The 14,662-nt window shown below is 61.5% G+C and carries 16 protein-coding genes; 5 read left to right on the top strand and 11 right to left on the bottom strand.

Annotation, left to right across the window (positions count from 1 at the left end):
• Positions 1-26 precede the first annotated feature (26 nt).
• From dsbG to dsbD, 3 genes are read right to left on the bottom strand one after another with little or no spacing between them, the layout of a single operon-like run.
• Positions 27-797: a thiol:disulfide interchange protein DsbG gene (gene dsbG, locus ACOYXH_RS16425; RefSeq protein WP_460409810.1), complete on the bottom strand. Its 771-nt coding sequence runs from the start codon at positions 795-797 to the stop codon at positions 27-29.
• Entirely contained in the window at positions 773-1,654 is an 882-nt protein-coding gene (locus ACOYXH_RS16420) for a TlpA disulfide reductase family protein (protein WP_095048418.1), read from the bottom strand. The genes dsbG and ACOYXH_RS16420 overlap by 25 nt, the downstream gene beginning before the upstream one ends.
• Positions 1,654-3,411, bottom strand: coding sequence for a protein-disulfide reductase DsbD (dsbD, locus tag ACOYXH_RS16415; protein WP_460409809.1), 1,758 nt, complete (start codon positions 3,409-3,411; stop codon positions 1,654-1,656). Before dsbD ends, ACOYXH_RS16420 begins: the two co-directional genes overlap by 1 nt.
• A gap of 153 nt (positions 3,412-3,564) precedes the next feature.
• Between dsbD and ACOYXH_RS16410 the strand changes: the two genes are divergently transcribed.
• The 5 genes from ACOYXH_RS16410 to ACOYXH_RS16390 all read left to right on the top strand — a co-directional run bounded on the left by ACOYXH_RS16410 (position 3,565) and on the right by ACOYXH_RS16390 (position 8,124).
• Entirely contained in the window at positions 3,565-4,245 is a 681-nt protein-coding gene (locus ACOYXH_RS16410) for a response regulator (RefSeq protein ID WP_007908710.1), read from the top strand.
• Positions 4,245-5,567, top strand: a complete 1,323-nt coding sequence (locus ACOYXH_RS16405) for an ATP-binding protein (RefSeq protein WP_220556633.1) — start codon at positions 4,245-4,247, stop codon at positions 5,565-5,567. The genes ACOYXH_RS16410 and ACOYXH_RS16405 overlap by 1 nt, the downstream gene beginning before the upstream one ends.
• A 208-nt stretch (positions 5,568-5,775) precedes the next feature.
• Positions 5,776-6,261, top strand: a complete 486-nt coding sequence (locus tag ACOYXH_RS16400) for a GNAT family N-acetyltransferase (RefSeq protein WP_220556632.1) — start codon at positions 5,776-5,778, stop codon at positions 6,259-6,261.
• A gap of 142 nt (positions 6,262-6,403) precedes the next feature.
• The gene (locus tag ACOYXH_RS16395) at positions 6,404-7,816 is read left to right on the top strand and encodes a diaminobutyrate--2-oxoglutarate transaminase (protein ID WP_460065453.1); all 1,413 of its coding nucleotides are present in this window, start codon (positions 6,404-6,406) and stop codon (positions 7,814-7,816) included.
• Positions 7,817-7,899: 83 nt separating this feature from the next.
• Complete coding sequence (locus ACOYXH_RS16390; RefSeq protein WP_038364139.1) at positions 7,900-8,124, top strand: MbtH family protein; 225 nt, start codon at positions 7,900-7,902, stop codon at positions 8,122-8,124.
• 178 nt (positions 8,125-8,302) lie between these two features.
• Here ACOYXH_RS16390 and ACOYXH_RS16385 read toward each other — a convergent pair whose 3' ends face one another.
• The 8 genes from ACOYXH_RS16385 to ACOYXH_RS16350 are packed head-to-tail and all read right to left on the bottom strand — an operon-like array spanning position 8,303 to position 14,578.
• Positions 8,303-9,208 carry a metal ABC transporter substrate-binding protein gene (locus tag ACOYXH_RS16385; RefSeq protein ID WP_460409808.1) on the bottom strand — a complete coding sequence of 302 codons (906 nt, stop codon included), beginning with the start codon at positions 9,206-9,208 and terminating at the stop codon, positions 8,303-8,305.
• Positions 9,209-10,108, bottom strand: a complete 900-nt coding sequence (locus ACOYXH_RS16380; RefSeq protein ID WP_007917717.1) for a metal ABC transporter permease — start codon at positions 10,106-10,108, stop codon at positions 9,209-9,211. It abuts the gene before it with no gap.
• Positions 10,108-10,968: a metal ABC transporter ATP-binding protein gene (locus ACOYXH_RS16375; protein ID WP_460409807.1), complete on the bottom strand. Its 861-nt coding sequence runs from the start codon at positions 10,966-10,968 to the stop codon at positions 10,108-10,110. The genes ACOYXH_RS16380 and ACOYXH_RS16375 overlap by 1 nt, the downstream gene beginning before the upstream one ends.
• Positions 10,965-11,894 carry a metal ABC transporter substrate-binding protein gene (locus ACOYXH_RS16370; RefSeq protein WP_460409806.1) on the bottom strand — a complete coding sequence of 310 codons (930 nt, stop codon included), beginning with the start codon at positions 11,892-11,894 and terminating at the stop codon, positions 10,965-10,967. The genes ACOYXH_RS16375 and ACOYXH_RS16370 overlap by 4 nt, the downstream gene beginning before the upstream one ends.
• A 35-nt stretch (positions 11,895-11,929) precedes the next feature.
• The gene (locus tag ACOYXH_RS16365) at positions 11,930-12,505 is read right to left on the bottom strand and encodes a DUF6162 family protein (protein ID WP_095048411.1); all 576 of its coding nucleotides are present in this window, start codon (positions 12,503-12,505) and stop codon (positions 11,930-11,932) included.
• Positions 12,502-12,843, bottom strand: coding sequence for a hypothetical protein (locus tag ACOYXH_RS16360; RefSeq protein WP_095125122.1), 342 nt, complete (start codon positions 12,841-12,843; stop codon positions 12,502-12,504). The genes ACOYXH_RS16365 and ACOYXH_RS16360 overlap by 4 nt, the downstream gene beginning before the upstream one ends.
• Positions 12,840-13,382, bottom strand: coding sequence for a thiamine pyrophosphate-binding protein (locus tag ACOYXH_RS16355; RefSeq protein ID WP_095048409.1), 543 nt, complete (start codon positions 13,380-13,382; stop codon positions 12,840-12,842). Before ACOYXH_RS16355 ends, ACOYXH_RS16360 begins: the two co-directional genes overlap by 4 nt.
• Positions 13,379-14,578, bottom strand: a complete 1,200-nt coding sequence (locus ACOYXH_RS16350; RefSeq protein WP_095048408.1) for a PepSY-associated TM helix domain-containing protein — start codon at positions 14,576-14,578, stop codon at positions 13,379-13,381. The genes ACOYXH_RS16355 and ACOYXH_RS16350 overlap by 4 nt, the downstream gene beginning before the upstream one ends.
• Positions 14,579-14,662: the final 84 nt, after the last annotated feature.

Raw genomic sequence — 14,662 nt, 5'->3', positions numbered from 1 at the left:
CGCACTGAGGCGGGAGCCAGTAATCGTTACTTGGGGCCGAGAATCTTCACCAACTTGTCCGGCGAAGGCGCGCCTTGTTGCTGTTGCAACTCACCCTTGTCATCCATGTAGAAAATCGCCGGCGTCGCCTGCAAATCCAGGTCTTCCATCAACTGCATGTTCGCTGCCAGTTTGGTCTGCACGGCCGCCGGAATATCTTTCAGCGCTTTGAGCGAGCTGCCCTTGCCTGCTTTTTCGTGATCCTCCAGGGCCTTGGCCGGATCTTTCGCGGCCAGCAACGCGGCGGATTTGCCCGGGCTGTCCTCGCGGATGATGCCAACCATGATGTGCCGCAGTTGCACCTTGCCGGCCTTGACCCATGGCCGTGCCTGTTCCCAGAACATGTTGCAGTACGGGCAGTTCGGATCGCTGAACAGGTACACCGTGCGCGGTGCATCCTTGTTGCCGTCCTGAATCCAGTTGCTCGCCTCGAATTTGGCCCAGACTTCCTTGGCCATCGGCGCATAGACCAGTTTTTGCAGTGGCTCGCTGCTCAGGTCTTTACCGTCGGCGTCGTACAGATTGCCCAGCAACACGTGTTTGCCATCCGGGGTCAGGTACAGCGCCATGCCGCGATTCTGATACTGCGCCGCATACCCGCGCAGGCCATCGGGGGCGTCGAACTGGCCGACGATTTTCGCGCCTTTGGCTTCGATCTGCTTGATCGCCGCGGGCAGTTCTTCAGCAGCCTGCACCGACGGCAAGTGCAGCAGGGCGGTGCCCAGAGTCAGCGTCAGCAGGTGGCGGAGGCGGGACATGGCAGTTTCCTTGCAGAGGTGGCCGGTGCAGTGGCCGGGTTCGAATTCGGGGTTGGGGTGGCGAAGTTTTCCAGCGCGCGCGCCAGGCTGGCGTTGGACAGCTCACCCAGGTGGCTGGTCAGCAGCCGACCGTCAGGGCTATAGAACAGCGTAGTCGGCAATGCCATGGAACCGACGGCCTGACCCAGCCGACCACTGCGGTCGAACAGCACGTTATTGAGGCTCAGGCCCTGGGTTTCGAGAAACGTCGCCACGCTCTGCATGCTTTCGGCCTGATTGACGAACAGGAAGGTCAGATCCGGGCGTTGTTGCTGAGCGCTTTCCAGCACCGGCATCTCGCGCCGGCACGGCGGGCACCAGGTCGCCCACAGGTTGATTACCAGCGGGCCGCCCTGATAATCGCTGAGCTGGATGGTTTCCCCGGCCGCGTTGCGCAGAGAGATGTCCGGCAGTCGGGTGCCTTGTTCGTAGAGGTTTAACGACAACGTCGCCAACAGCCAGAACGCCACGCCGCTGGCCACGCCAAAACCCAACGGGCGACGCAGCCCTGGACGCCGCCAGCCGCGATACAGGGCGACCAGCAACAGCACGATCACCCCCGGCCAGGCGAGGAAACCACCGTCGCGCAAATCGATGATCTGCCACGGGTCATTGCGATAGTGCGACCAGTACAGCAGCACAAAGGCAATTCGCGCCGCGAGCATGCCCAGCAGAAACAGGCTGAACAATGCTGACTCGGGGTTATCACCGCCACGCTTGGCCACCCGCCACCCGACAAAGGTCGCCAGCGCCAGGGCACTGATCAGCAGCAGGTGGTTAAGCGCGATGGCAAAGGTGCCGAGGGTGAAAGTCAGCATTAATGGGCATCTCGGGTGGCAGTCCAGTGTTGCAGGAACGTCTCGGCGTTGACTTCGCCGGTGATGCGCTGGCTGCGGCGCTCCAGACCATCAGCACCGATCCAGATGAACGTCGGCGGTCCCGGCACTTTGTAGCGGCTGAGCAGTTCAGCGCTGGCGGCATTGTCGTCGGTGACATCAAGCCTGAGCAGGCGCACGTTGCTCAACGCCTGCATCACGTTGTCCTTACCGAACACCTGCTTCTCCATGATCAGGCAAGACTTGCACCAGTCGGCGTAGTAATCGAGCAGCACCCACTGACCCTGAGCCTTGGCGGCATCGAGTTCGCGTTGCAGCGCCGCCGGCTCCTTGATCGTGGTGAACGCTTCATGACCCGAAGGCGCGGCGGCGCCAGCGCGGCCGGCACTGTAGACCTGCAACGGTTGATACGGATCATCGCTGCCGCCCGCCGCACCAATCACCAGCAAACTGCCCCACAGCCCGAGCAGCAGCGAACTGGCGCCGAACAACTGCGCAACGCGGCCAAAACCTTCGGACTGTTTCCAGGCGCAGAACGCGGCGATCAACAGCAGCGCGCCGCACAGGCCCAGCCATAACGACGCATCCAGCACCGGGCGCAACATCACCAGCGCAGTGGCGAGGAAGAAGAATCCGAACACGCCTTTGAGCAGGTTCATCCACGCACCGGGTTTGGGCAGGAAGCCATTGCCAACGGTCACCAGCAACAGCAGCGGCACACCGATGCCGATGCCCAGCGAAAACAGAATCAAACCACCGTGCAGCGCGTTGCCGGTCTGCGCGATATACAGTAAGACACCCGCCAGTGGCGCGGTCATGCACGGGCCGACCAGCAGACCGGACAATGCACCGAGCGCTCCGGCACCGATCACGCTGCCACCGCTGCGACTGCGCGAGGCGTGTTCCAGGCGATCGCGCAGGGCCACCGGCAATTGCAGTTCAAAGAAGCCAAACATCGGCAACGCCAACACCACGAAGATCGCGGCAAAGGTCCCCAGCAGCCATGGATTTTGCAACCATGCCTGCAGGTTCGCGCCGAGCAGCGCGGCAATCACGCCCATCGCTGCATACACCAGCGCCATGCAAATCACATAACTGCCGGCCAGTACAAATCCGCGACGCGGGGTGGCACCACTGCCGACGACCATTCCGGCCAGAATCGGCAGCATCGGCAATGAGCACGGCGCAAATGCCAGCAGCAAGCCGAAACCGAAAAACGCCAGCAAGCTCCAGCCCAACGCGTGTTCTTGCAGGCTGCTGGCCAGGGCTTGATCCGGTGCCTGGTCGTTCGTTGTCGCTGTTGTCGCCGGTGTTGTCGTGGCTGGCGCTTTACCGCCCAGGTCGATGACCCGGGTTTGCGGTGGATAGCACAGGCCGGCATCGGCACAGCCCTGATAGCCGACCTTGATCTGCCCCGTGGCCGAGGCTGGAATTTTAATTTCCAGCCCTTGGCGATAGACCGGTTGCTCACCGAAAAACTCGTCGCTGTGGGATTCGCCTTCAGGCAGCGCGGGCTGTTGCTCTGCGCTCAGCCCTTCGAATTTCAGGCGTTTCTGATACAGGTAATAACCGTCGGCGATTTGCCAGAACAACTGGGTCTCACCGGATTCCAGGCGCTCGGATGTCAGCACGAATGCCTGGTCGACCAGGAGAAACTCCGGTTTTGTCTCAAATGGATTGTTCCCGGCCTGGGCCAGGCTGGAGATCAGCAGAGCAAACAAAAGAAAAAAATGACGCATGGAGGAGCCTTGTCCCTGTGCAAGTGAGGTGCACAATGGGCGGCGGCGATTAACCGATGATTAACCGCCACGCCCTTGTCGCTGTGACGTTCGGGGCATAATGTCAGCTTAATCGGCCAACTGCCTAATCGGCTTTTTTCTACGGGACTCACCATGCACGTACTGGTTTGCGAAGACGATGAGCTGATTGCCAGCGGCATCGTTGCCGGTCTCACGGCTCAGGGTTTGACCGTTGAGCACGTCAACACCGCATCGAAAGCGCGGGCGATGCTCAAGGTTGCCGAATTTGACGTGATGGTGCTCGATCTCGGCTTGCCCGACGAAGATGGCCTCAAGTTGCTGCAACAACTGCGGCAGAGCGGCCTGGAAATTCCGGTGCTGATTCTGACCGCGCGCGACTCGGTCACCGACCGCGTTGACGGCTTGCAGGCCGGGGCTGACGATTACCTGCTCAAACCGTTTGATCTGCGTGAACTGTTCGCCCGCCTGCAAACCCTGTTGCGCCGGGTCGCCGGGCGCAGCGTCAACCTGATCGAGCATGGCGCACTGACGTACGACCCGAGCAGCCGCGAAACCACGCTGGCCGGGCAACCGGTGGACCTGTCGCGTCGCGAGCAGTCGCTGTTGCAGGCGCTGCTGCACAATCGTGGCCGGGTGCTGTCCACCGAGCAATTGAAGGACAGTGTCTACGGCTTCAACGATGAACTGGAAAGCAACGCGCTGAACGTGCACATCCATCACCTGCGCAGCAAGCTGGGCAAAGGCATCGTCGAAACCGTGCGCGGTCTGGGCTATCGCCTTGGCCCGGCCGACGGTGGAGATCAAGGCAAGTGATGAGTCTGCGACTGCGCCTGAGCCTGACCCTCGGCGCTGCATTTGCGCTGATCTGGGCGCTGGCGGCGGCCTGGATGCTCAGTGACCTGCGCAATCAGATGATGTTTTCCCTCGACCAGCGTCTGGTGGCCTCGGCGCGCATGGTCGCCGGGCTGCTGGAACAGTTGCCGACGCTGCCGAGCAAAGGCGAGGGCACGCATTTCAGTGCCGAACAACTGAATATCCCCGGTGGCATGGCCTGTCAGGTCAGCTCCTTGCGTGGGGAAATTCTTGCGCGCAGCCACAACAATCCCGAACAAGCGCTGGAAGCCGAGAAAATGGGCTTCCATGACCAGATGATCGACGGTGCACCGTGGCGCAGCTTCACCCTCGCCCGGGGCGATGTGCGCATTACCACAGCCGACCGGCAGATCGAGCGCGAGGCGCTGAACATGTCGATCCTGCTGGCAGCGTCGGTGCCGGTGGGCGTGGCGCTGCTCGGTTGTCTGTGCCTGTTGTGGCTGGGTATCGGCCAAGGGCTGGCGCCGCTCAACCGTCTACGTGAAGCGTTGATGCGGCGCAATGCCGACTCGCTTGAGCCGTTGCAGATCCAGACCTTCCCCAGCGAATTGAAGCCGCTGCTTGAAACGCAAAATCAGTTGTTTCAACGCATCGGCAAAACCATCGAGCGCGAGCGGCGCCTGACCGGTGACGCGGCGCATGAACTGCGCAGCCCGCTGACGGCGATCAAGACCCACCTGCAAGTTGCGCGCATGACCGATGGCAGCGCCCGCGATCAGTCGCTGGCGCGGGCCGAGGAGGGCGCCGATCGCTTGCATCGCACCCTCGAACAGTTGCTGTTGCTGGCGCGGGTCGAGGGTAGTCTGTCGTTCGATGACGGTTCGCAGTGCAGCGCCGAGCAAGTGGCACGCCTGGCCATTCAGGACGCCACCGGTGGCGAGCACCAGCGCATCAAACTGCAACTGCCGACCGGACTTTCCGTTGCACCGCTGCAAATGCCGGCGGTGCTGTCGATTGCGGCGCTGCGCAATCTGCTCGACAACGCCCTGCGCCATACGCCAGAAAACTGCGCGGTTGAGCTGAGCCTGGAAACCATTGGCAACCGTGTGCGGTTTGTCGTGCGCGACCATGGCCCGGGGATTGCGGCGGATGATCTGCAACACCTGACCCAACGCTTCTGGCGCAACGGCCAGAGCACCGGTTGCGGCCTTGGCCTGGCGATTGTTCAGGCGATCGTCCAGCGCTGCGACTGCGCCCTGCATTTCGACAGCCGCCCGGATGGCCTGAGTGTCGAGCTGACCATGCCATTGCAACCTGTCTGATTCCAGTAGAGCTTGTGTAGGAGCTGCCGAAGGCTGCGATCTTTTGATTTTGTTTTTCAAGATCAAGATCAAAAGATCGCAGCCTTCGGCAGCTCCTACAGGAAATCGCGCCAGACACATCAAATGTAACTTTTCGACATTCGCTATCCGGCAGAGGTGGGGGTAAGGTCAACGCAGCTTTGACTCAATGGATTGAGGGAATTGCGCCATGGAAGCACCCATCTGCATTCGTCCCGCCACACTGGCCGACGCCGGCATCATCAGCCGCATCATCGAACGTTCGATCCGTATCGGTTGTGCGCTCGACCACCGTAACGATCCGACACGGGTCAGCACCTGGATCACTCAGCAATCCGCCGACTTCATCAGCGCCCGCCTCGCCGACCCGCACTTCTATTTATGCATGGCTTTACTGGCGGACAAACCGGTCGGTGTCGGCATGGCACAGGCCAGTGGTGACATTTCCCTGTGTTACGTGCAGCCGGAATCCTTTCGCCGGGGCGTCGGGCGCGCGTTGATGCACGATCTGGAAGGCTGGTTGCGGGTTCGCGACGTTGCTCAAGCGAATCTCAACAGCACGCGCACCGGCCGTACTTTTTATCGCCGTCTGGGCTATCGCGAGTCAGCGCCGCCCGTCGAATACCAAGGCGTGCAGACCCTGCCCATGCACAAGTCGTTGGCAGCGCCGGCCTGACAACACGATCACGGGCTAAATCCTCAGGCCCCTTAAGCGTTTCCAGAACAGGAAAACCTGCAAGTGCGCCCCGCGATCGGAATGCGCACCTGTCCGGTGTGCTGTTTTGGTCACTATCCATAGCCAATTGAGGGGTCGAGAGATGTCAGTCGCCACCAGCCTTATCGAAGAGTCGTCGGCCCGGGTTACCTCGGCGCCGGCCGAAACGCTGTACCAGTTCAATGAATCGCCATTGCTGGCTCGTCAGGCCCGGCAGGAGTCCAACGCGCGCAGCTATCCACGACGCATTCCATTGGCACTGAAGCGCGCCAAAGGCCTGTATGTCGAAGACGTTGAAGGGCGCACGTTCGTCGACTGCCTCGCCGGGGCCGGCACGCTGGCGCTGGGGCACAACCACCCGGTGGTGATCGAAGCGATCCAGCAGGTACTGGCCGATGAATTGCCATTGCATACCCTCGACCTGACCACGCCGGTCAAGGATCAGTTCGTCCAGGACCTGTTCGGCCTGCTGCCATCTGCCCTCGCGGCTGAAGCGAAAATCCAGTTCTGCGGCCCGACCGGTACCGATGCCGTGGAAGCAGCATTGAAGCTGGTACGCACGGCGACCGGGCGCAGCACCGTGCTGTCGTTCTCCGGTGGTTATCACGGTATGAGCCAGGGCGCGCTGAGCCTGATGGGCAGCCTGGGGCCGAAAAAACCGCTAGGTGCGTTGCTCAGCAATGGCGTGCAGTTCATGCCGTTCCCGTATGACTACCGTTGCCCGTTCGGCCTTGGTGGCGCGGCGGGCGTGAAGGCTAACCTGAGCTATCTGGAAAACTTGCTCAACGACCCGGAAGCCGGCGTGCAACTGCCCGCAGCGGTGATCGTCGAAGCGGTGCAGGGCGAGGGCGGTGTGATTCCGGCGGACATCGAGTGGTTGCGCGGCTTGCGCCGGATCACCGAAAAGGCGGGTGTGGCGTTGATCGTCGACGAGATCCAGAGCGGTTTCGCCCGCACCGGCAAGATGTTTGCCTTCGAACACGCCGGTATCACCCCGGATGTGGTGGTGTTGTCCAAAGCCATCGGCGGCAGCCTGCCGTTGGCCGTGGTGGTCTATCGCGACTGGCTCGACACCTGGCAGCCGGGCGCGCACGCCGGCACGTTCCGTGGCAATCAAATGGCCATGGCGGCAGGTTCTGCGGTGATGCGTTATCTGGTTGAGCACAAGGTCTGCGAACACGCTGCTGCCATGGGCGAGCGCCTCAGCGAGCACCTGCGCATCCTGCAACGGGACTTCCCGCAATTGGGCGACATTCGTGGTCGCGGCCTGATGCTCGGCGTCGAGCTGGTCGAGCCGAACGGCACACCGGATGCGCTCGGTCATCCGCCGGCGTTCGCACGACTGGCGCCGCTGGTCCAGCGCGAATGCCTCAAGCGTGGGCTGATTCTGGAGCTGGGCGGTCGGCATGGCGCAGTAGTACGTTTCCTGCCGCCGCTGGTGATCACTGCCGCCGAAATCGACCGTGTCGCAGAAATCTTTGGCCGTGCTTTGGCCGCTGCCACCGCTGCGCTGTAAATTTTTCGCCGCGCCGAACGTTCTTTCTACATACCCGGCTGCACTCAGCGTGCAGCCCACCCTTATAACGATGGAGAACCAGCATGACGTCAGTATTCGACCGCGAGGACATCCTCTTTCAGGTCGTGGTCAACCACGAAGAGCAATACTCGATCTGGCCGGACTACAAAGCCGTGCCGCAAGGCTGGCGCACCGTGGGCAAGAGCGGCCTGAAAAAGGAATGCCTGGCCTATATCGAAGAAGTCTGGACCGACATGCGTCCGCTGAGTCTGCGTCAGAAGATGGAAGCCCAGGCCGCCGCGCAATAAGCGGCCGGGCAAAAAGAAACCCGCTGGACTGGAAACCGTCAGCGGGTTTTTTCATTCCTTAGGTTTGTGTTGGCCGGGCTGGCCTCATCGCGAGCAGGCTCACTCCTGCATTTGGAATGCGCTCGCCCTGTAGGAGTGATCCTGCTCGCGATGAACGATAACGCGGTTCCGGCTGAAACTAAGCCCCGCTCAAACCCTCAAGCAACAAATCCACATTGCCTTCCAGCTCCGCCACCGGATCTACCGCATCGGTACTCAACACCACCAAACGACTGCCTGACTCGGCAATTGCCGCTTTCACCGACTCCGATGGCTGCCGATGATGCAGCACCACCGCCACATCATTGTCCTTGAGCGTCGCCGTCAGTTTTTTCAGATCCTGCGGCGTCCATTCCGCATCAGGGCGTGGATCCTCGCCGATCAGTTCCAGATTCAGACTACCGATCAGATAACCAAAGTGATCACTCAAACTCATCACACTCAGATTGTCGGCGCTGGCCAACCGCGCCTCGCTGTCGGCGCTGAGCTTCAGCAAACGCTGCTTCAACGTCGCCAGATTCGCCTCGATCGCAGGCTTGGCGCTAGGTGCCAGGCGCACCAGATCCGCCGCCATCACGTCCGCCATGCGCCCCATGTTGTTGCTCGCCAGCCACGGTTGACTGTTCAAACCATCAACCTTCAGATCCGGTTGCACGGCAATGCCCGGGAGGGCGCCGTCGACCGGGCGCGCCGCATCAACTTCAACGATGCGAATATTGCTGCGACGGGCGATCGGGTACAGCGGATCATCGGCCCACAGTGAACGCACGCCAATGACCGCGTCCGCTCCGGTTGCCAGTTTGCTCAGCGCCGGCGCACCGCGACCGGTGAAATACGCGGTCTGGCGACTGCCCGGCAAATTGGCGGGGGCTGCACGTTCCAGACTGACGTCAGTGCCTTTGAGCAGCACTTCGCCCAAGCCATACGTGATCGGCAACGAGGCCAGCACTCGCAGCGGTTTAGTGTTTTCGGCGGCCATCAACGGCGTGCAGATCACACCGCACAGGGTCATGGCCAGGGTCAGTTTGCGCAGTGAAAAACTCATTTATCCAAGATTCCCTTTCAGACTCGGGACAACCCCGCGCGCAATGGCGGCGAGGGCGAAGGCAATGCCGGCGACCAGAATGATCGCGGCGCCGGACGGAATCGGCAGATCAAACACGATCGGCGCGAGGATCCCGCACAGTGTGCTGACCGTGGCGATCAACACCGAGCACCAGAAGAAGCCCTTGAGCGACTGGCTGAGCAAACGTGCCGCCGCCGCTGGAATCACCAGCAGCGCGCCGACCAGAATCGCGCCGATGACTTTCACTGCTGCGACGGTGATCAGCGTCACCAGAATCACGAACAGATAGTCCAGGGTCTTCACCGCCACCCCGCGCACCGCCGCCAGTTGCGGGTTGAAACTGGCGAGCATGATGCGGTTGTACAGTGGCAAGGCCAGGGCCATGACCAGCGAACCGACGATGGCCAATACCGCCAGATCGTTGCCGTTGACCGTGAGTACCGAACCGAACAGTACGTTCTCGAGAATGTGCACATTGATCTTGCCCGCCAGAATCAGCAGCAGGCTTGCGCCCAGTGCCAGTGACACCGAGAGGAATACGCCGATCAAAGTGTCCGGTGCCAGACCGGTACGGTTGCGCAGGTAATTGAGCAGGATGCCGAACAGCAGGCAGTAGCCGAACAGACTGCCGTAGGGCCCGGTGTAAGGTTCGCCGAGCAGAATGCCGATGGCTACACCGGTGAGCGCCGCATGACCCACCGCTTCGGAAAAAAACGCGAAGCGCTTGACCACTACCAGAGTGCCAAGGCCGCCGAGTACCGGGCCGATCAACAGGCCGGCAAGCAACGCATTGACCACAAAACCGTAGGCCAGCGCTTCCGGCAGATAACCGGACGAGGCCCAGCCTTGCACCATCAAACGAAAGGCTTCGTAACTCATCAGGCAGCGCTCCGTGGATGGGTCGAGAACAAGGTCAGCAGACGTTCCGGGGTCAGCGCCTCTTGCGGTGAGGCATCGAACAGCACGCGGCGGTTTAGACCAGTGACACGGCTGGCCAGACGCCCAACCGCTTCCAGATCGTGCTCGACCCACAGCACGGTGATGCCCGCTGCACGCCAATCGCCGAGCAGACGTTCGAACACTTGAATCCCAGCTTCATCAAGGGCCGACATCGGTTCATCCAGCACCAGCAATTGCGGCGCCGGAATCAAACCTTGGGCGAGCAGCACCCGCTGCCGCTCACCGCCAGACAGCGCGCCCATGCGGCGCTTGCGTTTGTCCTGCATGCCGACGCGTTCCAGCGCTTCACCAATGGCGCCGGCGTAACGCTTGCTCAAACCGAGAAACGCCGGACGTCGCTGGCACATGGCAGCCATGAAATCGTCGACGGTCATCGGCAGACCGCGATCGAATTCCAGCGCCTGCGGTACATAACCGATGGTGCCGGGTTCGCCGGGCCATTGCAGGCTGAGCTGGCCCTGATGGGGCATTTGCCCGAGCAGGGTCTTGATCAGCGAACTCTTGCCGCCACCGTTGGGGCCGACCAGAGCATGTACGCTGCCGGGCTGCACCTGGAAGGTGACGTTATCCAAAATCGTCGTGCGCCCCAGCGTCAGACAAACCTCCGCAAAATCCAGCGTCGGCCCGCAGGTCTGTGGGAGCGACGGTGCGACGATTCGACCTGCTCGCGAATGCGGCGTGTCATTCAATACAGATGTTGGCTGATCCGGCGCCTTCGCGAGCAGGCTCGCTCCCCCAGGGGACTGGAGTTCGGTCGAGATCGTTTCTCTGGAAGTCATGCGCCAGACTCCTGAATCGCCCGCACCACGGTGTTGAGGTTGCCGGTCATTTCCTTTTCGTACTTGTCGGCGGTGTATTCGCCGTAGGAAATGTGCGACAGCGGATACAGCTTGACGCCAGACTCACGCTGAATGGTGTCGACGTAAGTGGACGGGAAATCCATCTCCGAGAAGATCACTTTCACGTCCAGTTCACGCAACTGGTCGATGGTCTTCTTCAACTGGCTTGGGCTCGGCTCGATACCGTGGGCCGGCTCGACCACGGCGGTCACTTCCAGGCCGAACTCACGCAGCAGATAGTCGTAAGCCGCGTGCACCGTGGCCACGCGCAGTTCCGCGTTCGGCGCTTGCGTCAGTTTTGCCAGCGCGTCGGCGCGCATCTGCCGCAGGCGTTTGCCGTAGGCGCGGGCGTTCTGGGTGTAGGTCTTGGCGTTGTCCGGATCGAGTTTGCCCAGTTCGCGAGCAATGTTGTTGACCTGGGCAATAGAAGCGCTGATCGACAGGAACGTGTGCGGGTTCACCACTTTGCCGGCCCCGCGTGCGGCGACCCCGGTGGCCGCCAGCAACGGCACGTTTTCGTTGGCTTCGATGGTTTTGATGTTTGGCGTTTCGCTGGCGGCGATCATGCGGTCGGCGAAGTCGTCATGGCCAACGCCGTTGAGCACGATCACATCCAGCCCGCTGATGCGTTTGATGTCTTCGGCCCGTGGCTCGTAGGCATGCGGGTTGAAACCGGCCGGGATCAGCGGCACCACCTCGGCCTTGTCGCCGACGATGTTGGCCACATAGCTGTAGTAAGGGTGCAGGGTGATGCCAATGCGCAGGCGTTTGGCCTGATCGGCGCTGGCCAAAGGGCGCAGCAGACAGGCACACAGGCCCAATAAAAAGAGGCGTAACAATGGACGGCGTGGCGATGAAATAGACATGGGCAAGCGGTCTTCTCTCGGAGGAGGGCGAGGAATCAATGGCGATGTTCGCGGGTAACCCCGGCATCGTATTGCGCGACGATCTGTTTCCAGCCGGCAGCGGACAGCGCCGCCGCAGTGAGTTGCGCCGGGGCTTGAGCGGCAGCATCGCGGCTGAGCCAGATGTCCGGCGCAGCCTTGTCATCGGCGCTGAGCAGCATCACAAACGAACCGGCGACGGCCGGATTCTGGCTTTGGCCGAAATACGCGGCGTCCGCCAGCAATTGCCAGGCATGACCGCCGCGGCTGACCGAACTCGCATCCTGGGCAAATGGCGCAAACCCTTCGTCGGCCAGATTCTGCGGCGTCGGCAGCGCTTGTTGTTCCTCGCGCAGCAAGCGGATTTCATCGAGGGTCACCCGCAGGTCGGCATAGATGCCTTGCTCGGCAGCACTGAGGTCGCGGCGTGCGTCGAGCTGGTTAGTCGCCACTGGCTCGGGCTCATGGGAAACCCCGCGCCACGCGACCACAGAACCTGCGACCGCGAGGATCAACAGGCACAACAGCAGCACATTGAGGGTTTCATGACCGGCACCGGCCGGACGCACGATTTGTCGAGTGGGCGTACTCATGGGGCTTCGATATCCGCTTGGTCGATTTCCACCACGTGGCCCGGGCCCGCGTCGAACAGCACGTAAAATTCGCTGCCGGGTTTCTTGAACGTCAGTGTGGAATCGGCGCCGAGTTTGCCCGGCACCAGAATGGTTTCGTCGTAACCGATCACATCGAGGGTCACCCCCGGCGCGCCGCTGCCGTCGGAGAACCCGCCGGTGCATTTGATCTGCTCGGCGTCGATGGCTTTACATTCGCACATCGGGTTGTGAGCCAGCGCACTGGCGCTGAAACCGGCGCACAGCACCAGCAGCACGGCCTTCAGGCGCAGGCGGGAAGGGCGTTGGGAACAAGTCATGGTTTGACTCCTTGTTTGTTCAGCCAGGCGAAGGTGGCGGGGGAGGCCTGACTCAGGGGAATCGAAGCCTGATGCATGCTGCCGTCCCAGCCTTCCATGGTGATCCACAGTTCGGCGTCGGGTCTGGTCTTCTCCGGGATCGGCATCTGCGTGCCCATGCGGTATGGCGTGCCAAAGAAAATCGTACCGGCGGCGCGCAGGCTGCGTGGCTTGCCGATGCGCAGGTAGGTGGCCTTGACCTGCTCGACACAGGCATCGCAAAGGGCGGCGCTGAAGTCTTTCATGTAGCCGGCCGGGCCAGTGAGCACCGGCGCTTCGTTGCGCAGTTCGGCCAGGCGCAGGCTCCACGGGCCAACCTGGATATTGCCGATTTCATGTTGGCCCAGCCCGCTGTCACCGCGAAACAGAGAGGCGTCGGCGAAGTATTTGGGCATGAACCCCAGCGGGATCAACAGCAGCAGGACATTGATGTGGAAGCGCCATTTGTGCCAGAAACGCGCGAGTCGAGAAGGCTGTGCCTTGGTGATTGATTTGCTCACAGGCTGGCCTCCGAGGTTTCACGGCTCATCGCCGGTTGTGCCTTGAGGCGGTGTTTCTTGTCTTCGCGCTTCAACGCGTTGGCGGTGGCCAGCGCGGTGCGTTTGGTCCAGATCAACAAGCCGCTGAGGATCATCATGCTCAGGATCAAACCGAAGAAGAACCAGATCAGCTTGATCCAGATGCCGCCGAAGTCGCCGGTGTGCAGTGGCCGCATGGACTCGGTGACGAACTCCAGCGACGAACGATCGGACAGAAGCCGTGAAGCGGCGATGTCGCCGTTGTACGGATTGAGCGTGGCGGTCTGGAACATCAACGGATACCAGCCGCGCCCACCGACGCTCATGTGGCTGTAGGCATTGCCCGGCAGGCTGACGAAGCTGGCTTCCAGCCCCGGAATCTTCTCTTGCGCGAGCTCGACGGCACGGTCCAGGCTGATCCGTGGCGGCGGTGTGCCGGCGGCAGAGATCGGCACGCTCTCGCGGGACATGGCCGGAATGATCGGCTCGCTGGAAATGGCGATCTGGTTGTCGAACAGAATCGCCCGAATCAGAAACCAGATCCCGGTGATGGAAATCACCGCAATGAACCAGATCGACCAGATACCGCACAAGCGATGGAAGTCACCCCAGAAGATCCGCGCGCCGTGACGCACGCGCAGGGTCGGACGCAGAAAACCTTTCCAGAAGCGCTTGTAGACCACTAGACCTGTGATCAGCGACACCAGCATCGGCACGCCGAGGAACGACACCAGATACCAGCCCCAACTGAAACCGTTGGTGAACGGCACCAGCCACCAGCCATGCAGGGCGCGGGTGAAGGCCTTGAAATCGAACGTCGGGGCAGGGCCCTGAATCACCCCGGTGTAAGGATTGACGTAGACCGTCTGCGAACGACCGTCCGGATAGCTGACCGCAACGTCGAGGGCGAAGTGGGATTCGTCGGGACGACTGATACTTTCAACGATGGTCTGTGGTTCGGCTGTTTTGATCGCTGCCATGATCTGGTCATAGCTGAGCAGCGGCGCATCGTCCGCAGGCTGGCTGGCGCGCATCTGCGGGTTGGCCAGCCAGACGATTTCCTGGCTGACCACCGCCAGCGTGCCGGTGACACAGACGATCAGGACAAAGAACCAGATCGGTAACGCCAGCCAGCTATGAACGAGGAACCACAGTTTGGAGCGGGATTTCTTCGACATGATTGCGCGTCTTTATAGCGGTGAAAGGGCGCGTGGCTACGGGCTTCGCAGCACGGCAGACCCCGAAAGACCGAACGTGGCTTT

The organism is Pseudomonas sp. Mb7, from assembly GCF_054790525.1.
The sequence above is the reverse complement of the archived record's forward strand: the minus strand, read 5'-3'. Positions and strand labels throughout refer to the sequence as shown.